Consider the following 19992-nt stretch of genomic DNA (forward strand, 5'->3'; position numbering starts at 1 on the left):
CCACGTGCCCGCTGCTCCTAAGCCGGCAGCTCCTGCTCCGCGTGAGCGGTGGTTCCAGCCGCGGCGGTCCGGGTTCCGGTGGGAGCAGGAAGGGCTGGACCATCTGCGGAACCTGATGCCGAAGACCGAGCCGTACCGGGCGTGGGCGACATTCCAGTTCACCGGCCCCTCAGGCCGGATCAATGAGTGCGACCTGCTGATCGCGGTTCCCGGCGGCCTCTATCTCCTGGAGCTGAAGGGGCATCCGGGCCGGGTGGTGAACCACGGCGACACCTGGCAGTTCCACAGTGACGGCCGGGTCCGTACCCTGCGCAACCCGCTGTACCTGACGGATCTCAAGGCGAAGGAGCTGAAGGGGCAGCTGGAGCGGGCCGCGCGTACGCTCGGGATGGATCCCCGGCAGATCCCCTTCATCAAGCCTGCGGTCTTCCTCCACGACCCGGGTCTGGTGAGCGAGCTGGACGACTTCCAGCGCACCGCCGTCTACGGGCGCAATGAGGGGACGAGCGGCCTGCCCAGAATCTGGGACGACCTGCTCGGGCGACCGCCCGAGCGGGAGAGCCGGCGCATCACCCCGATCGTCAGTCAGCGCCTCGAACAGCTGATGCAGAAGATCGGCATCAGCCACTCCACCGCGCACCTGCGCTTCGGTGACGACTGGAAGCTGTACCCGCGGGCTCTCGACGCCGGCCCCGGCTGGGAGGACCGGCTGGCGGAACGGGACGACGGTCTCGTCCAGGAGAGCGGGCGCGTCCGCATATACCTGGTCGGACAGGCCGCCTCCGACGAGCAGCGCGCGAAGGTGGAACGCGCGGCCCGCCGTGAGTACCAGGTGCTCCAGGGGATCAACCACCGCGGCATCGTGCAGGCGGTGCAGATCCGCGAACACCAGGGCGGTCCGGCGATTCTCTTCCGGCACCGTGAGTCCGACCTCCGGCTCGACGCCTACCTCGATGCGTATGGCGGGCAGCTTACCCCGCTGCTGCGCCTCGACCTGGTCCGGCAGCTGGCGGAGGCCGTCCGCTACGCGCACAACCGCTCCCTCTACCACCGTGCGCTGGCCGCCCGCTCCGTCTACGTATCGGCTCGCGAGGACGGCAGCGAGCCGGTGCTGCGCATTGCCGACTGGCAGACCGCGGCCCGTGACTTCGAGACCACCATGCACCGCTCACTGGGCGACACGCCGCTGGACACCGGGCTGATCGCCGACGCGGCGCAGGTGTATCTGGCGCCCGAGACGGACCAGGAGTTCGCCGACCCGGTCGACCTGGATGTCTTCGGCCTGGGCGCGCTCACCTACCTGCTGCTGACGGGCCGGCCCCCGGCGGACCGCCGCAGCTCGCTGCTGGAGCGGCTGCAGAGCGACGGCGGTCTGCACCCCTACGCCGTCACCGACTCCGTCTCTGCTGCTCTCGACACCCTTGTGTTCCGGGCCACGGCTGCCGACGTGCGCGACCGGCTCGCGTCGGTCGACGAGTTCCTGGATCTGCTGGCCGCGGCCGAGGCGGACGCGGCGGCCCCGCAGTCCTCCGCCGGCCCGTCCGCCGACCCCTTGACCGTACAGCCGGGCGGGCAGCTGGACGCCGAGTGGACGGTGGTACGCGTGCTCGGCACCGGTGCGACGGCCCGAGCACTGCTGGTCCGGCGTACCGCGGTCGACGGCGAGGAAGAAGCCCCGCGTGTCTTCAAGGTGGCCCTGGACCGGGAGAAGGACGCCCGCCTGTACGCGGAGGCGAAGGCGCTCAAGGAGGTGGGCGGCGGCCGGATCGTGAAGCTGCTCGCCGAACCGCGCGAGCTGGCGGGGCACACGGTTCTGGAGATCGAGTACGCGGGCGGCTACCGCGGGGAAGACGACCGCGAGCCGGTGAGCCTCGGCTCCCGGCTGCGTGACCACGGACCACTGGGCTACGACCAGCTGGAGCGGTTCGGCAACGACCTGTTCGACGCGCTGGACGCACTGGCGGCCCGCGGGGTGCGCCACCGGGACATCAAGCCGGACAACCTCGGCCTGTTCAAGCGCAGTGACGGCTCCTGGCAGCTGATGCTGTTCGACTTCTCCCTGGCCGACGTCCCGGACCAGGACGTGCACGCGGGTACACGCGGCTATCTCGACCCGTTCCTCGGCAGTGCGGGGCGCTCCCGCTACGACGACCACGCCGAGTGGTACGCAGCCGCGGTCACCCTGCACGAGATGGCATCCGGCGAGCGGCCGGTGTGGGGCGACGGGCAGAGTGATCCACGCATGGTCACCGACGCCGAGCTGCACGTGGCGACCGAGCTGTTCCCGCAGGCGCTCAGCGAGGGCCTGAAGAGCTTCTTCGAGCGTGCGCTGCACCGGGACGTGGAACAGCGCTTCGACACGCTGCGGCAGATGCAGGAAGCGTGGCGGCAGGTCTTCAGAACCGCGGACGCCGCCCGTCCGGCGACCACTCCGGCGACCGTCGGCATCAGCACGGACGATCTGGAGGACGCCCGCGAGCAGGCCGCCGCCGCCGCGAGCCTGGAGACTCCCCTGGCGGCGGCCGGTCTGTCGCCACGCGCCGTGGCGGTCGCCGAGAGCCTGAAGGCGCACACGGTCGAGCAGCTCCTGAACATTCCGCCGCACCACATCTCCCGCGCCCGCGGTGCGGGCAACGCCATCCGCAAGGAGCTGAACCGCCGCCACCGCCAGTGGACACAGGCACTGCGTCGCCGCCCCGCCCCGAAGAAGCCGGTCGCGCTGGAGCCGGACGCACCGCAGGAGGCACTGGAGTCGGTCGACACGCTGGCGGCCCGGCTCGTGCCGCCGGCGGGCAAGCGGCGCACAAGGCCGCGATCCGATGTCGTACGGGCAACGCTCCAGCTCCCCGGTGTGCTGGAGGACGGTGAGGCACTGGAGCCATGGCCGTCGCAGAGCCTGATCGCGAAGGCGCTGGGCATCAGTCAGCCGACGGTGTCGCAGAACCAGCAGATCGCGGTCGAGGCCTGGGCCCGGCTGCCGTGGCTCGGCCGCGTGCGCGACGAGGTGGTGTCCATACTCGCCGAGCGCAATCGCGTCTCCACGGCCGAGGAACTGGCGGCAGAGCTGCGCGCCCGGCACGGCGCGGGCGACGGCACGCCCGCCGAGAGCCTGGCGAAGGCGCTGGCCGTGGTGCGGGCCGCGGTCGAGGCGGAGATCCGCAAGCGGGACGACGACCAGCCCGGCGCCGGGTCCGGGGAGCCGGTCGAGGCGCCGGCGCGGCTGGCGGTGCAACGGCGCAACGGCCGGGTCGTCATCGCCCTGGAGGACCAGCCGGGCGCCGACGAACCGACGCCCGCCGAACTCGCCGACTATGCGGCGGCGCTGGGTGAGGCCGCCGTCGGCCTGGCTCGGCGCGACCCACTGCCGGGCCGTGCCACGGTGCTGCGGGAACTGCGTGCCGTGCCCGCTCCCGAAGGCATGGCGCCGCTCGCCGACACCCGGCTGGTGGAGCTGGCCGCGTCGATGGCGGGCGAGGTCGCGTTCTCCCCACGTCTGGAGCTGTTCCCGCTGGACCTGAGCCTGTCCCGCGCCCTGCGCATCTCCCAGGCCCCGGCGGGGGTCCGCCCGGAGACCGGCATCACGCCCGACGACCTGCTGTCCCGGGTCCGGGCTCGCTTCCCCGGCCTTGCGGTGCTGGACGAGACGACGTACGTCGAATTGTCCGAGGCGCTGGCCGAGGCGGGCTTCCCACTCGACTGGAACCCCGACCGGCGTCGCTTCTGCCCCAGGGTCGAGGAAGGCACCGGCAGCCGCCTCGGCCTGTCGTCCTCCACCCGCACCAGCACCAGCTCGCTCTACGCCGCCGCCCAGGGCCGCATCGCCGAGGGTCAGGACCCCAGGGAAGTGCTGTCCGCCCGGCTCACCGAGGCCCGCCGCCGCGGTGGCTTCCTGGCGCTCACCCTCAAGGGCTCCGAGCTGCCCGGCGTCGCCGACGCGCTGGCGGCCCGGTACGAGACGACCGCGGTGTCGCTGAACGCCCTCTTCCTGGACTGCCTGCGGGAGCTGGCCGAGGAGCAGTCCGTACGCTGGCAGGCCCTGCTGAAGGCGGACGCCAAGTACACGGCGACCGGCACGCTGGGCGCGGCTCTCGCCTCGTACACCCGGGTGGCGGCGGAGCGGGTGCGGCAGCGGGTCGTCGAAACGGCGGAGCGCACCGGCCCCCGGGCCGTCCTTCTCGCCCATGAGGCCGGGCTGATCGCCCGGTACTGGGAGGCAGGCGGCCGCGAACTGCTGGCCGCTCTCCAGCAGTCGGCCCGCCGCCCCGCCGACATCCCGCACGGCTTGTGGCTCCTGCTGCCCACGGAGGACCCCCACGCCACTCCGACACTGGACGGCCGGACGGTGGAAGTGGTGGACCGGGCCACCGAGTGGGAGGTCCTGGACAAGCTGTTCCTCAAGAGCGTACGGACGGCCGATTCACCCGCCTGATTGCCGAGTTCGGCTTGCCACGCCCCCTTACCGACGATTCACTTGCACGAAGTGCGGTGAAACCAGCTTTGGGGAGGGGGTGCGCATGCTTCTCAACTTTCGAGTGGCCAACCACCGGTCGATCAGGGACGAGCTGGAATGGCAGCTGCATCCGGTGTACGACAGCGACCGGCCGGCGGGCACGTCTTGGCAGGCGGTACCGGTGGCGGGCATCTTCGGCCCCAACGCGGCGGGCAAGTCGAACGTGGTGGACGCGCTGCGGTACATGGCGGACCTGGTCAAGCACTCACCACTCCTGGCGGAGGACGGCGAGGGCGTACACAGGGAACCCTTCCTCCTGGACACCGTGACCCCCGCCGAGTCCTCCTGGTACGTCGCCGACCTTCTGGTGCGCGGGGTGCGGTACACCTACGGCTTCGAGGTCGACGACGAGCAGGTCCTCAGCGAATGGCTGTACGCGTACCCCGAGGGACGCAAACGGGTGGTGTTCGAACGGGACGGCGAGGAGTTCCGCGTCGGCAGCTCGCAACGAGGTGCCAAAGCGCTGTACACAGTGGCAGAGGTGACTGCCCGGAACGCCCTTTTTCTGTCCATGGCAGCGCGTTCGAAGACCGCCCTTGCTCCGGTCAAACCCGCGTACCGCTGGTTCCGCCGGGAGCTGGTGTTCGGCGGCCCCGTGCTGGGCCGTTCTTTCCTGTTCCCGCATCTCCTGACGAGGAGCCTGGCCAGGCGTCTGGACATGAGGGGCGAGCCGACGCACCTCCGGGAATTACTGCGGGCCGCGGACCTCGGCATCGAGGACTTCCGGGTGGAATCCGTGGAAGAGGATCTGTACGAGGACGATCAATCGCGGCTTCGGCTCAAGGAACAGCCGCCTTCGGTTATGAAGACATCGGACGCGCTGTTCGGTATGCCGCACAGACGGCGTGTACGCCATGAACTCTGGCTGCGGCATACGGGCAGGAACGGCTCGTTCGAACTGCCTCTGTCCGCCGAGTCCTCCGGAACCAAGGCAATCGTGGAGTACGCCCTCGCCCTGGAGCGAGTGACCGGCGAAGGCGGCACCCTCGTCGTCGACGAGCTCGACAGCAGTCTGCACCCCCGCCTGAGCGCCTTCCTGGTCGGACTCTTCCAGGACCCGGAGCGCAATCCGCACGGCGCACAGCTCCTCTTCACCAGCCATGACGTGAGCCTGCTGGGCCGCAAGGCAGGCAAGGACATCCTCAAACGGGACCAGATCTGGTTCGCATCGAAGAACGAGTTCGGGGAGACCTCGCTCTATCCACTGTCCGACTTCCGGCCACGGCTGGAGGAGAACCGTGAACGGAGGTATTTGAGCGGAAGTTATGGCGCGGTACCGATGATCGACAATACCTTCGCGCTGGCCATTGCCGGGCGAGGGGGAACGGGTGACGAGGCAGCCGAAGCCGGACGGCAGGAGGGTACCGAGGCGTGAGTCCACACTGCGCCGCAGGCCCGCTCATCGAGATCCACTGCCGCCCATCCTCGTGGTCTGCGGTGCCAAGAACACAGAACCTGCTTACTTACGCGACCTGCTGGCATCCGTGGACAACCGCGCCGTCGACGTGAAGATCAAAATCTGTGCCCAGGATCCCGTGTCGGTGGTACGCCATACCGCGACCGAACGCAATAAAGCAGGCGACTACTACGAACAGTCCTGGTACGTCCTGGACGTCGACGAGTTCGCTCACCTCGACAGGGCTCTGCGGCTGGCGGCGGACAAGAACGTCGAGGTCGCTCTCTCCAACCCGTGTTTCGAACTGTGGCTCCTTCTCCACTTCCGCGACCATCGTGCCCCGGTCAACGGCTACCGGCAGGCGGAGAAAGAGCTCATAAACCACCACCCCGGTTACAGCGAAGCAGCCCGCAAGCTCGACTTCCGCCGCTATCGCGCGGGATGGCCGGCTGCCGTCGAGCGGGCACGGAAGCTCGCAAAACCGGGTGAGGAGCACAAGACCAACCCGTCGACCGGGATGTGGCGGCTGGTCCGGGAGATCGTGCCGGCACATCTGCAGAACTGAGCCGCCTCCCCCATCACCCGTATCACCCGTGGTGCAGCAAGGCAATCCGTGGAGTCCGGCCGTGGCCGCTGTTCAGCGCACAAGTCCTCGCACACGGTTCGGGACAGACTCCACAAACGTCAGCATTTCGAGGTGGTACGTCGCTCTCTCGGGATTCGGAAACCGCACGTTGTGGCGGTAGTAGCGGTGGAAGCCGATGATGAGCGCCGCGTGCTCGATCTGCAGGGGGAGGGCCGCCCGGTCCGCCACTGTCAGAGGGCGTTTCTTCTCGTAGCCGCAGAGCAGGGCTTCGAGGCGTTCACAGGACAGGAGTCCTGTGCTGTCCTGGGCCAGGCCCACCGCCGCCATGCCGAGGTCGAGCAGAGGATCGTCGAGGGAGATTGTTTCCCAGTCGAGGACGGAAAGGTGCCCGTCATCGCGGACGACGATGTTGTCATCGAAGAGATCACCGTGCACGAGGCACGGTTCGCGCCTGACATCCTCCTCCGCAGCACGGATGCGTTCAAGGCGTTCGGTCAACCATCCAGCGAATTTCCGGTCGGTGAAGTTCGGGATCGCGGCGAGGTGTGCTGCGGACAGCCGCCGGGTACCGACAGGGACGTCCTCCAGGCCTTCGGCCTGTGGCGGCAGGGCGTGCAGGTTGGCGAGGAACTCTCCGGCTTCGGTCAGCAAGGCCAGGGGCAGGGGCTGTTGGATGCTGCCGGAGATCCACTCCTTCAGAACGAGTCGGCTGCCGTTGACAGTGACGACCAGGGATCCGTCCGTGGCGGGCACGATCTTGCTGGTGGGCAGACCGAGTCGGTACAGGGCCTGGGTGTGGCGTGCGAGCGCAGTCGCAGTGCGTTCGTCGTGGTTGTCCAGCGCCGTCAGGACATAGCAGCCCTGCTCGGTGTCAAGGCGGAAGCTGGAGTTGGCGGCGCCGCCCGGCAGAGGGACGATTGACACGTTCGTCAGCTCGTACCGCTCGGCTAGTGTGTTCAGATTGATCTGATCGACTGTGGTGTAGTGCGCCACCTACTCAGTCTCCTTGACGTGCTGTGACCGACTCTCGCCTTCGGTCCTCGGTAAGGCCGACCCAGCGTGCTCGTACCTGATCGGTCGTGTCCAGCCAGATGGCGCGCGGAAATCCGGAGGGCGGTTCCTCGTCCGCCATCAAGTAGGTGAGCTCCACCAGATAGGCGAACTCGACGCCGTTGACGCAGTCTCGCCTCAGTCGGTCGCGTGCCGAGGCAAGGGCATCCGCACCGCCGACAAGGTGAGCATGCAGGCACTCCGCGAAGCGGACATACGCCAGGGACGAGGTCAAGCCTGCCTCCCGGGCCTCATTCGCCACGGCTTCGGCTCGCTCGGGCAGGTCATCCGCGATACCCGCGTCACGAACCAGGGAAGCGATGCGCGTCTGTACCTCGGCCCAGCGGATCGTGACACTCGCAAGGAGTTCCTCGGCTCGGGCGATTTGCTCGGCGGCCCGTGGCCGGTCCTGGAAGGCTGCAGCGAAGGCGAGGCAGGCTTGTGACAGCGCGGCCTCACCGGGCTGCCCGGCCGCGAGAGCCTGGTCGCGGGCGGCTGCGTAGGAGGAGCAGGCCAGAGCGATGGAGCCCTGAGGCCAGTACAGGTCACCCATGACCCGGTCCTGCCGCCCTTCGACGCCAAGGTGCATAGCGGCCTGTTGAGCCTGGGGAAAGTCGCCGATCCGGCGAGCGAGATGGATCAGGCCACGGCGTGCGGTGGCGGACAGGCGTCCGCCGGCTTCGGCGACCCAGCGCATGCCGTCCAGAGACGCCTGGAAGTTACCAAGGTCCCGGTCACATTCGGCCAGGAAGTAGCGGGGCAGTTCTTCCAGGCTCTCCGGCAGGGCACCGCTGCTGAGCACTGCGCGAAGCTGTTGTGCTGTTCGGTCGCGATGGTGACGCTGACGCTGCGCAATAGCGGAAAGCGCTGTGGCCAGCGCCTGGGCAGGGGTAGTGGGCCCATCTCCGGATGAGTCGGCAGGCGGCTCGATCGGCTCCCACACAAAGTCGTCGACGTATCGAAAGGCAGCGTCCTCCAACCAGCCGAGTGGCAGATCGAACTGATGGGAAAGCGCCAGTCCCTGGCGCAGCGCCGACACAAGACGTCCGCGGTGGGACAGATCCTCCCGTCCAAGCGCGTCGAAGACTCGCCGCGCAGCCCGCTGCCAGTCCGCGCTCGTCCACCGGTCATCACTCGTTGAGTCCATCTCTCGAACGGCATCCCGGATCAAGGCGTGCAGGCGGTACGGCCACGGCGCATCGGCGTCCTGGTCAACGAACGGGCGGTCGACCAAGTCCTGTGCCGGAGCATCGTGATCGAGCCCCGCAACGGCGGAGGCAAGGGGAATGGAGAATGTCTCCAGGAGGCTGACCGAGCGCAGGACTCTGCGGGTCTGTGGAGACAGATCCCGGAACGTCCGGGCCACCAGAGCGGGAAAGTCGAGATTGAACTCGTCCGCAGCAGGCACACGTCCCCGCCGTCGGTACAGATCGAGGAATCGCATCGCGGCGAGATCCAGGTAAAGCGGCAGGCCATGGGAGTTGGCCGTGATCAGATGGCGAGTCGCATCGTCCATCATCGGCCGTCCGTCACGCGTCAGGCGCCGCGAGAGGTACGTCTCGCAGTCACTGGCGGACAGATAGCCGACCGTGTGCTGACGGGGCTCCTGCACAGCACCGCCAACCAACTGCGGCCAGAACTCCTCGCCCGCCCAGTCCAACTGCCCTTCAAGGCGAGGATCGTCCCACTGAAGGCGGTTGCGGCCCGTGATGACAAACAAGGTACCCGGCATCAGCCACACCACGCGCTGGACGAGACGTTCGAGGTCACGGTGGACCCGGTCCCCAACGTCTTCGAATGTGTCCAGCAGGACTACGAGAGTGGCCCGGTGCCGGGCCGGCACGTTGGCCAGGTCCCAGGCGAGAAGATGCGGGTAGTAACTGAGCGCCTCCTGATCCGGCGTGGCCTCGAGGAGGTCGGCGAACCGACGGCACTCTGCGAGCGCCCGGACGCGGTGCTGCCTCTCTCGCAAGGCGCGCACCACGGTGCGTAAGCCCTGGCCGACGACGTTGCCCACCGTGCCTGGAAGGGCTACAGCCTGCGCCGCGTCCGCCAGGGCCGACTGCATCTGGCTCGACAGACTCCGTGCCCCGGGAAGTCCGCTCAGCCGTGTACGGCGCAGCACATACTCGTCGAGCGTCTCACCTGGATGGTTGTGTTCCCAGTAGCGTTGCAGAGCCAGGTCGAACGTCGGCATCGGCCGCCCGATCTCCGCCGCGGCCAGACGGATCGCAAGCACCAGGGACTCGAAGTCCATCCCCGAGTCCCGTGCCAGGTCGATCCGTACCGGTACGACAGGGCCGATCTCCTCGTCAAGCCGCGGCCAGTGCCCCTCCTGGCTCAGTCCCCGGCCCAGATGCTCTGCCACGCACCGCGAAAGGGTCGACTTTCCGATGCCTCCGACGCCGTAGAACGTGAGCACATTCCGCCGGGGCGCCTCGAGGTCCTGGACGTCGAAGTCGCGCGCCCGTGTGGCGCGGACGAGGTGGGACAGGCTTCGGGCCACTGCCTGCCACTCGTCGAGGCGGTCGGCAAAGTAGTCGACTGCCCTGACCTCACGGTCGTTGGAACGGAATAATGCTCTCAGATCCGACCGGCTCACCTTCGCCCCCTGTCTCGACAACGAAGCCAGAAGAGCAGTGCGCCTGATTTGTCGTCAAGTTGCCACGGGAATATCGCGCGGATTTTCAGACCCCTGGGTTGCGCCCACCAGGGTTGGTCTGCGCTGGAGCGCTGTCACCGAAATCCTGGTTCTCTCGGTGGGGCAGGACTGCGGGTCGTGGTCACAGGGCCATCAGGGAGCCTCCTGGTCAGCCGCTGCCGGTTCCTCCCCAGGCACGACGACCAGGGGCCGGTGAGCTGCTTCGTCGCCGGCCAGGTAGGCGTTGATCCCTGCTGCGGCCAGTGGGGTCAGCGATTCCGTGTCGGGCCGACTGTGGAGGCGCAACAGCACATGGTCGTCGTCGACGATGCAGTCAGTGCAGGGCAAGGTGCGCGACAGCAGGCGGGCGAAGTCGGCGCAAGTCGCCCTGACGTCGACCCCGTGAAGGCCGATCCAGGCATGCAGGGTGCCGTCCTGCACGGTCAGCTCGACATCGACCGAGCTACCCGCCGCCTCGGCCGCCTCCCCACACCAGGTCAATGTCTCGTCCAGTGCCGCTAGCTGGACCGACAGCGGCAGGAAAGCTTCCTGCCGCATGTCGTCACGGACCGTGACGCCGGTGCGTGCTGCCTGGTCGCGCCACCAGTTCTGCACGATGTCCCGCACCGTGACCCCCCGCGGGCCCGTCCGGGCTGCGTTCCTCACGGCCTCGGCCGCGTTCCGGCGGACGATGCTCGCCCGGTCGCTTCCCTGGTCCGCCGCCATACGGCGCAGCAGGGAGCGCGGTCCGAAGCGGGTGGCCCGCAGAACGTGCCGGTAGAGCTCGGACAGTGCGTGGGGAACGGTTATGTCCTCGGTACCAAGCAGGGTCTGCACACGGCCGACCCAGGCACGGAAAGCGTCGAGGTCTCCGGTGGCGAGCAGATCCGTACCGAGAATGCCACCGCTGACCATGCGGGCACGCTGCCGTTCGCTCGTCTGCCCCAGCCCGTCGAGCTGCGCGCGGAGCAGATACCGCAGCAAGTCACGTTCCGCCGGCCTGAGGGCGTCGACGAGGTCGTCTGCCGGGGCCGAGAGGATGTCGAGCACATCCTGAGCAGTTGCCTTGTCGGCGTCGGTCTTGGAGCAGGGCCCCTCAGGGGGCACGGTCCACCGGTGGACGCGGCCTCGTGCGTCGCACAGGACGAGAGTCGAGGCGTAGGCCTGCAAGTGCTCTGGCCCCGTGCGCTCGTGCTCGAAAGCGTGCGTCACCCCGAACGTCCTCACCAGGATGTTCAGCACAGTCACCGGATCGTGCTGGTGCTGGAGCCCTGAGAGCCAGTCGTCGAGGACGACGGGTCTGCGATGAAGCAGGCGCGGGCCGTGGACACGCCAGGCCGTGGCGACCACAGCCTGTGCGGCGTTGGCGACCACACCCGGCCGATGCCCGTCCTCCCCTCGGCCGGTCAGTACGCCGTCGGCGAGAACGAGCGCAGTGCCGAGGCGGACCGTGTCCTCATTGGCAAGCGAGTGGATGCGGGCTTCGTCCTCGTCCGGTACCAGCCCGTGAGCGAGGACGCGTCTGATTCTCATGTGCCGGGCCAGGTGGCCGAGAACGAAGGAGCCGTGGTGGGCGAGCAGCTGGTTGTCGCGCTGGTGGTGAGCGGCTGCCTCGGCCTGGTTCTCGTAGACGTACGACGCGTGGGTGAGTGCCTGCGCCAGCAACCCTTCGGCCCGGTGGCCGTGGAGTTCGAACATCGCCGCCAGGTCGGTGAGGGTATCCCGGAACCTCAGAGGAGAGTTCCGGTATGGCTGTGGTGGTGCCATCCGTCGAGCGGACGTGACCTGTGCCACCTGGGGTCTCCTGGCCTGCGGGAGGCTGCGCAGCAGGGCGCGGGCGGCAGCTGCGCGCGCCGCCTTCTTGGTGCGTCCTGTCCCCTGCGCGCTGCGGCCACGGCCGGTGCGGGCGACGGCGGTGTAGGTCCTTTCGTGATCGGGTCCCTCCTCGGCGTACTCGTAGGAGAGTCCCTCTTTCGCGAAGAGCCTCTGCACCTCGGTGACGGGGTCGGTGTCACCCATGTCGTCGGCGGGGTCGTCGATGCCGGCGCAGACGGTCTCGACCAGCCGCCGAGCGGTCTCATGGGCGTCGGTGAGGCTGAGGACGCCGAGGATCTGCCGGGCGACACCCTCCGCTACCGAGGGTGCGGGGCGCTGCGCCTCACCGGCCCCCATGCGGACGAGGCCGTGTCCGGCCGCCCACTGGCCGAGCGCGCGCCGGGCGGCTGCCGACCGTCGGCTGTGTTCGCTCGACTGGATGCCGACTTTCTCCGGCTGCCGCTGCGCGACCCACGCGTCCATGAGGATCACATCGATCGTGCTGCGGCCCAGCTTGTCCAGCATGCCCAGGACCTGCGGCGTCACCGTGACCTCGCACAGGCCGCTCTCATAGAGGTAGCTGCGGTGCGTGGCGGCCAGCCCCAGCCATGCCGTGGTCTCCACCCCCGCGTGCCACTCGCCCACGGTGTCCTGGATCGCGGTCCGGACGGTCTCTCCCCACGTGCCCACCAGCGCGGCGGGCGGTTCGCTCAGTGCCGGGTACGTGACGTCGCGGACTTCGAGCTGCCGTTCGGCACGGATGTACGGCGGGGCTGGTTCCGGCGGCACACGGTGGGCAGCTCCGGGCAGAACGTGCCGCGTGCCGGAGCCGGACGGCTTCCGTCCCCGGCTCGGGAAAGAGGACGACGGCCTGTGCCGGTCGGCGCGTCGGGATTGGGGAGCGCGCTTCGGTGAGGACTGCTTTCCCCGGCCACCCGTCCTCAGCCCATGCCTGTCGTCCAGAAGGTCCTGGAGTTCAAAGAGGTCCTGGAGTTCAAAGAGGTCCTGGAGTTCAACGGTGAGCCAGAAGGGCAAGCGGGCGGGAGGTTCACCTCCGTCGAAGAAGTCGCCGGCCAGTTCGACGCAGTACAAGTACCGGTCCCACTCGTAGCGGCGCGCGTGTTCCTGGCCGAGCGTGCGCAGTGCCGACCGCATCCGCGCATACGGCACCTTCCGGCCGACGAGCTGGTACGACGTCCTCTTCCGCGCCGCTTCGATGGCGAGTGCGATCCGGTGCACGGGCGTCGGCGGCGCCGTCTCCCGCAGCGACACGATGCCAACCCAGCGGTTCATGGCCCTCCCCCCGGATGACGGCACGGCCCGACGCACGGTGGGTGACGCGGACACGTCTTCCCGGCATGCGTGGTACGGGCGGCCTCTTTCCGGCCTGCTGTTCCCCTCCTCATCCCGCCGCGCCCCACCCCACGGTGATCACGGCCGGAGCCCACATCAGGTTAAGTCGCCGGCCCGGGATCCGGCAGGGGTTCGCGTGAGCGAATCGTTCCGCTGCCATGACGGGAGCCGACCCCGGTGGAACATCTTGTCCGATTAGGAGGAGATCCCTACGCTGATCTCCTCCTTTTCCCCTGTGGCACGGTTCCGGAACCCCACGCTCGTGCTCCGCCCCGGGCCCGCCGCAGCCGGGGACGGATGGGGAGGGAAAGGGCGTCCAAAAGTTGGCTGTCATGAACGTCGGTGGAAGGCTCCTCGGCAAGGAGATCGTGAAGCTCTACCCGCCCTGTGACGGCATGCAGCTCGTCCGGCTGGAAGCGGTCGCGCCCTTCACCTGCTCGCGGTGCGGTCAGGAGAAGAAGGCACGTCTTGTCGCCGTACGGGGCGACGCCCTGTTCTGCAACGGCTGCTACGGGCGCATGAGGGCGTCGGCCCAGGAGCGCGGCCAGCGATCGCAGGGGAGCACCGACCGGCCGCCGACGGCATCCGCGGACACTCGGGCGCCGGCCGTCCGGGCCGAGGACCTCACGCAGGTGGTCGTCGAAGAACTCGACGGCGGACTTCCCCACTCGGTGGTCAACACCGGCCTCACGGTCGAGTGGAAGTTCTCCGTACGGGCCGAACACCTCCGGCACGGCACCTGTCCCGTGCCGGCCGAGATGGCCACCCGAGCCGCCCCTCAGGAGCCCTTGGACCTCACATTCCTGCGAGGACGTCACCGCATCGGGGTGCTGGACGAGCAGAAGGGCATCAGGCTCCGGGTGGACGGCGACAAGCCGTTCCTGACGGGGCTGACGTGGCAGCCCTTCGTCCTTCCCGGCACCCGCGTGTCGGTGCGATGGGACACGTGGAGGAAGCTCCGTCTGACCTACGCCCCGCTGGACAAGCCCGTCGTCTTCGGCGGCACCGTGGTCCGCTACGCCTACGACCCGAGGATCATGACCCGTGAGCTCGCGGCGTTCGATGCACGCGTGGACCGGGTGGAGGAGCTCGTGCTGATCGCGCTGCGCGAGCTGGGATACCTCGACGAGAAGGGCCGGGCGCTTCTCCCCGAGGAGGCGCTGGTCCGGAACACCATCGAGCGTGCGCCGTCGGAAGAGTCGGCGAGGAAGAAGATCGATGCGGCGATCGAGCGGCTCCTGTCGCGCGGGATCCTCACCTGGGAGCAGGGCAGCATCGATCAGGCAGCCGTACTGCACTACCCCGCACGACGCGGAGAGACACCGGTTCCGCTGCTCTGCTACGCCCCCACGCTCCGGGTGGCGGACCGTGAGGACCTCCGGAACGACGGCACAGGCGCCGGACACGGCGTGAGCGCCCATCGGGTGGCGGGGCATCTGATGCGCATCGGCCACCTCGGCAAGGAAGCGAGCGCGAAGGCGAGAGCCGCCTACCGAGAGGACCACAGGAGAGCCGGCCTGGCCGGTTCTCATGAACTGCCCCCTGGATTCACCTACGTCCGTGAGCACGAGCGCGGGACATAAGACGGATACAAGACAGCGTGCGTGTGCCGGTGGAGTGGCGTCGAAAAGGCGTGTGCGTCCCTGCGGGACGCACACGTCCGGGCAGCCGGGCGGGGTCTGTTGCCGGGCCCGGACGACCGAATCGTGGAGGCGGTGGACCGGGGCACCGAGGGGGAGGTGCCGGACAGGCTTGTTCAGGAGGGTGCTCAGGGAACCGGCCCCGTGGGGGTACGCCCGCGCAGCCGGCCCTGCCTTCCGCGCCGTCGGTCAGGACGCGTCCACCGGCGCATGCCTGGCAGCCGGACCGTGGGAGCGGAGAGCCCCTGCGCGTCACGGACGGGGGCGCAGCTCTCGACGGTCGCCGAGCAGGGCACCGGGCCGACTGCGTACGGTTCGGCAGGCAGGAGGTCGCAGCGGACGGGAGGCGGTGCGACGCGTCCCGTGGTTCCGAACGGTGGTTCACCTGTTCGTCTGCCGCCGGGAGAACCGGGCCTGGCGTTCTGCCCTCCCGCTCCGCTCCCCCTCACTCAGCGGCCGGCCCCGGAGTTCCTGGCGGCCTGTATCTTCCTCGCCAGTTTCTCCAGTCTCCGCTCCTTCACCTTGTCACCCCCGGTCAGCCGCTTCTGCCGCTCCCGTCGCGCTTCCTCGGGGGTCAGCCGCATGTAGGCGGGCGCGATCCTGGGAAGCACGCTCGGAGGATCGGCACCCAGGTCCGCGACGACGGGGGCGGAGGGGGCGCCGGGGAACTTCTTGTAACTGGCGGCCCGCCCCCTCTTCTTCCGGCCCTTCCTGGTTTTCCCGACCCCGGACGCGGACGGGCTCGACGGCTTATCGGCTCTGACCGGAGCGACGCCCAGTCCGTTGCGCCGCCGTTCGGCGTCGCGGGCGTACTCCAGGTCCTGCAATGCGCGCAGGCGCCGCAGTTCCTCCTGGTTCCGGGAGGGCCGTTTCGTGGCCTTGCTCCGCTTGTCCTCGGTCTTCGCCGGCGGTCTGCCGGCCCGGCCGTTCCCGCCGTTGCCCACCACACCCCCACATGTCGTTGATCCGCACAGGCAACGGTCTGCCGCCCGCTCCGCGGCCCTCCCCAGGGCTGCCGTCCTTCTGCGGTCACACCGCACCACTGGGACGGATGGTGTGGGCACAACCGCCTGACCAGCATAAATACCGGATTGTGCCGAGTGAAGAGTTCACTGTGCACCGCTCTCCCCGAGCCCGGTGAGGCCGGGCTGGCAGGATGGTGCGGCGGCCCTTGGGGGGTTCGCCGGGAAATAAGCGCATCCGCGGTGATCGCGGAGCCGGCTGGCAGGATGAGAGGTGCGGCTGTGGCGGTGACGGCTGAGGAGACGCAGGGGTCGGGGACCTCACTGGATCGCACGCGGTTGCTCAAGGACCTTCAGGCGCAGGCCCGGCTCCTGGAGGACGACCTTCGCGAGCGCACCGAGAGCGAGCCCCGCTTCCGGGACGCTCTGCGCGCCGAGTACCACAAGGCGCTCACGGCGGAGCGTACGGCCGCCATGTACGAGACCTGGCGGGACGAGCGAGTCGTGCAGATCGCCGCCGCATGGGTGCTGGCCTGCGTGTTCGTACGGTTCAGCGAGGACAACGGGCTCATCCCGGACCCGTGGCTCTCCGGTCCCGGCGACCGGCTCGCCGAGGCGCAGGACCGGCACGACGACTTCTTCCGGCGCAATCCGTCCCTGAACGACCGTGACTGGCTTCTGGCCTCCTTCGACGCACTGGCCACGTCCCATCCGACCGTGGCGGGGCTGTTCGACCCCGCGCACAACCCGTTGTTCGAGGTCACGCCGTCCTACGAGGCCGCAACCGCGCTGCTCGCGTTCTGGCGGCAGCGCGGCGCGGACGGCGAGGTCGTCCACGATTTCACCGACCCCTCGCTGGACACGCGTTTCCTCGGTGACCTGTACCAGGACCTGTCCGAGCACGCCCGCAAGACGTACGCGCTGCTCCAGACGCCGGTGTTCGTGGAGGAGTTCATCCTCGACCTGACGCTGGAACCGGCCGTGGAGGAGTTCGGCCTCATGCCCGCCTGGAAGCACCGGCCGGCCGGCTGGGACGGCGAGGTGTGGACGGACGGTCCGGGCGGGACGGAGGTCGTACGCGGGCTGCGCTGCATCGACCCGGCGTGCGGGTCCGGTCACTTCCTGCTGGGGCTGTTCGAGCGGCTGCTGAAGAAATGGCGGGAGGCCGAGCCGGGAACCGAGCCGTGGGTGCTGGTGCGGCGGGCGCTGGAGTCGGTGCACGGCGCCGACAAGAACCCGTTCGCCGTGGCCATCGCGCGGTTCCGGCTGCTGGTGGCCGCGCTGAAGGCGTGTGGAGTACGGGAGTTGGCGGCGGCACCCGAGCTGCCGATCCGGGTGGCGGTCGCGGACTCCCTGCTGCACGGGCGGGGCGCGGAAACGGTGACTGAGACGCTGGACTCCCAGCTCGCGGAGAACGAGCCGTTCTACTACCGGCCGGAGGACGTGGAGGAGTACGCCCGGAAGGTGGACCTGCTCGGGCGGGACTCGTACCACGTGGTGGTGGGAAACCCGCCGTACATCACGGTCAAGGACGCGAACGAGAACAAGAACTACAAGGCCGCGTACCCCGACGTGTGTTATCGGCAGTATGCATTGTCAGTTCCGTTCGCACAGCGGATCTTTGAGCTAGCGGTTCGGGCGGGGGGCAGTCAGCGGGACGGGGGGTTCACAGGACAGATCACCGCGAACTCATTCATGAAGAGGGAGTTCGGAAAGAAGCTGATTGAGAAGTTCTTTCCGCGGGTTGATCTTACGCATGTGATTGATACGTCAGGGGCTTATATTCCGGGCCATGGGACGCCTACAGTTATTTTGGCAGGGCGAAATCAGATTGCCCGGCAGACGGATACCATTCGGGCGCTATTGAGCGTTAAGGGAGAACCTGGTCAGCCACCCGATCCAAGATATGGAGTAGTCTGGCAAGCAATTATTAAGCAGGTGAATCTACCAGGGGTTACTTCTGAGTGGATTTCCGCAGAAGACATGCCGAGGAATCTCCTCAGCGTGTTTCCTTGGTCTCTTTCCGGTGGTCGTACAAGCGCCTGCCTCACCAAACTTAACGAAGCACCATCCCGGCTTTCTGACAGCATCGACGTCATCGGGCGCACAACCAATCCCGGCGAAGACGAGGCTTGGACTTTGCCAGATGCCGCCACAGCAGCGCGACTCAAGGATCAAAACTCTGTTGAACGCTTCGTAGTAGGAGACAGCGTACGCGATTTCAACATTCAAGGAAGCCTGCTTGTACGAAGCCCGTATATCGATGAAGACCATAAGGAGATTGTCCCTGAATCCGATCACTTGCCATCACATAGCCTCTGGCCCGTACGTTCGGTACTCAGGCGCCGAAGCCTATTCGGTCGCCCCTTGGAAGATCACGGCCGGGCATGGTACGAGCATCTTGAGGATTATCCCGAACGTCTAACTCCCCCCCTCTCTATCGCATACGCCGAAGTAGCCACCCACAACCACTTCGTTTTGGATCGAGGCGGTAAGCTCTTCAAGCAAACGGCCCCGGTAATCAAGCTGGCGCAGAACGCCACCATGGATCAGCACTTTGAAGTGCTGGGACTCCTGAACTCCTCAGCCGCTTGCTTCTGGATGAAGCAAGTCAGCCACGTCAAGGGCGGGAGCGGCATCGGCCGTGGCGTGCAAGACGAGGCCTGGGAAAACCGGTACGCCTTCAACGGGACCCGGCTCCAAGAGCTACCCCTCCCCAAGCAGCTTCCCCGCACTCTCGGCCGTGAACTGGACTCGCTCGCCCAGACCCTAGCTACCTACGAGCCCTCCTCCCTTACCCGCGAAGCCGTACCTACCCGTGAGATTCTGAATGACGCTCGCCGAGCCCAAGAGCAGACCCGGGCCCGGATGATCGCGCTTCAGGAGGAATTGGACTGGACCGTCTACGGGGCCTATGGACTGCTCACCCCCGACGAGGTTGCTCGGACCACCGTTCCGCTGGATACCGACGCCGACATTCCCGAAGTCGCCCTCGGACAGCGCGCGTTCGAGATCGTGCTCGCGCGCAGCGGTGCCGAGACCGCCTGGTTCGAGCGGCATGGGTCCACCCCCATCACTGAGATCCCCGACCACTGGCCCGACGCCTACAAGAAGGTCGTGCAGGCGCGAATCGATCTCATCGAGGCCAACAAGGACATCCGGCTGATCGAGCGGCCCGAGTACAAGCGCCGTTGGTCGACCGAGCCCTGGGAAAAGCGCGAGGCCGCCGCCCTCCGCAACTGGCTGCTCGACGCCGCCGAACGCGAGGAGCTGTGGTTCGAGGAGCGGGACGGGTTCACCGTGCCGCGTCCGCTCACCATCAACCAGCTCGCCGACGAGCTGCGCCACGACAAGGACGTGCAGGCCGTCGCCGCGCTCTACGCCGCCGACCACCTCGGCAAGCGTGACGCCTCCCTCGCCACCGTCCTGGCCGCCGTGATCGAGGCCGAGCACGTGCCCTACCTTGCCGCCCTCCGCTACAAGGAATCCGGCCTGCGCAAGCGAGCCCAGTGGGAGCAGGTCTGGGAGCAGCAGCGCGAGGAGGACCGGACCGGGAAGCGGCTCGACATCAAGGTGCCGCCGAAGTACACCAGCGCCGACTTCCAGAAGCACTCCTACTGGTCCAACCGCGGCAAGCTCGACGTGCCCAAGGAGCGCTTCATCTCCTACCCCGGCGCCTCCCCCGAGGCCGACGGTTCCCTGCTGCTCGGCTGGGCCGGCTGGAACCACCGCGACCAGGCCGATGCCCTCGTCAGACTGATCCGCGATCGCGTCGAGACCGACGGCTGGGCCAAGAAGGACCCCCGTTTCGTGCCTCTCCTCGCCGGACTGCGCGAGGTACTGCCCTGGGTCCACCAGTGGTACGGCGAGTACGACGAGGAGTGGGAGGGCAACCCCGCCGAGGAGTTCCAGACCACCCTCGAAACGGGCCGTACGGAACGCCAGCTCTCCGAGTCCGACCTCATCAACTGGCGTCCGGAGAAGAAGGGCGGGCGCCGAAAGAAGAGCGAGTGACCGGCCTACGGACATGAGTGAGGGG

At 68.1% G+C, this 19992-nt stretch carries 9 protein-coding genes; 5 read left to right on the forward strand and 4 right to left on the reverse strand.

The genetic code is table 11. From position 1 onward, the window contains the following. Positions 1-4: 4 nt before the first annotated feature. The 3 genes from pglW (at position 5) to ABD224_RS23245 (ending at position 6471) form a co-directional block, all read left to right on the forward strand. Entirely contained in the window at positions 5-4429 is a 4425-nt protein-coding gene (gene pglW / locus ABD224_RS23235; RefSeq protein ID WP_344053019.1) for a BREX system serine/threonine kinase PglW, read from the forward strand. An 85-nt stretch (positions 4430-4514) separates the two neighbouring features. Beyond that, positions 4515-5885: an AAA family ATPase gene (locus ABD224_RS23240; RefSeq protein ID WP_344053021.1), complete on the forward strand. Its 1371-nt coding sequence runs from the start codon at positions 4515-4517 to the stop codon at positions 5883-5885. Between the two features lie 52 nt (positions 5886-5937). Further along, positions 5938-6471, forward strand: a complete 534-nt coding sequence (locus tag ABD224_RS23245) for an RloB family protein (protein ID WP_344053023.1) — start codon at positions 5938-5940, stop codon at positions 6469-6471. A gap of 72 nt (positions 6472-6543) precedes the next feature. Here the strand turns inward: ABD224_RS23245 and ABD224_RS23250 are convergent, their stop codons facing one another. The 3 genes from ABD224_RS23250 to ABD224_RS23260 all read right to left on the reverse strand — a co-directional run bounded on the left by ABD224_RS23250 (position 6544) and on the right by ABD224_RS23260 (position 13291). Continuing rightward, positions 6544-7485 (reverse strand): phosphotransferase, encoded by a 942-nt coding sequence (locus tag ABD224_RS23250; RefSeq protein ID WP_344053025.1) that lies wholly within the window; start codon positions 7483-7485, stop codon positions 6544-6546. A gap of 4 nt (positions 7486-7489) precedes the next feature. Then, positions 7490-10144: an ATP/GTP-binding protein gene (locus ABD224_RS23255; RefSeq protein ID WP_344053028.1), complete on the reverse strand. Its 2655-nt coding sequence runs from the start codon at positions 10142-10144 to the stop codon at positions 7490-7492. A gap of 192 nt (positions 10145-10336) precedes the next feature. Continuing rightward, entirely contained in the window at positions 10337-13291 is a 2955-nt protein-coding gene (locus tag ABD224_RS23260) for a putative dsRNA-binding protein (protein WP_344053031.1), read from the reverse strand. Between the two features lie 392 nt (positions 13292-13683). On the opposite strand from ABD224_RS23260, the gene ABD224_RS23265 reads away from it, so the two are divergent. After that, positions 13684-14934: a hypothetical protein gene (locus ABD224_RS23265; protein WP_344053033.1), complete on the forward strand. Its 1251-nt coding sequence runs from the start codon at positions 13684-13686 to the stop codon at positions 14932-14934. Between the two features lie 506 nt (positions 14935-15440). On the opposite strand, the gene ABD224_RS23270 is transcribed toward ABD224_RS23265, so the two are convergent. Beyond that, positions 15441-15938 (reverse strand): hypothetical protein, encoded by a 498-nt coding sequence (locus ABD224_RS23270; protein WP_344053035.1) that lies wholly within the window; start codon positions 15936-15938, stop codon positions 15441-15443. A gap of 303 nt (positions 15939-16241) precedes the next feature. On the opposite strand from ABD224_RS23270, the gene pglX reads away from it, so the two are divergent. Further along, positions 16242-19967 (forward strand): BREX-2 system adenine-specific DNA-methyltransferase PglX, encoded by a 3726-nt coding sequence (gene pglX, locus ABD224_RS23275; RefSeq protein ID WP_344053037.1) that lies wholly within the window; start codon positions 16242-16244, stop codon positions 19965-19967. The last annotated feature ends 25 nt before the right edge of the window (positions 19968-19992 follow it).

The organism is Streptomyces thermoalcalitolerans (assembly GCF_039525155.1).
Classification (GTDB): Bacteria; Actinomycetota; Actinomycetes; order Streptomycetales; family Streptomycetaceae; genus Streptomyces; species Streptomyces thermovulgaris.

What these genes read in the sequence shown, in the direction of transcription:
- ABD224_RS23240 (WP_344053021.1), top strand. Translation starts at nt 4,515, where the DNA reads ATGCTTCTCAACTTTCGAGTGGCCAACCACCGGTCGATCAGGGACGAG.
- ABD224_RS23260 (WP_344053031.1), bottom strand. Translation starts at nt 13,291, where the DNA reads ATGAACCGCTGGGTTGGCATCGTGTCGCTGCGGGAGACGGCGCCGCCG.
- ABD224_RS23265 (WP_344053033.1), top strand. Translation starts at nt 13,684, where the DNA reads ATGAACGTCGGTGGAAGGCTCCTCGGCAAGGAGATCGTGAAGCTCTAC.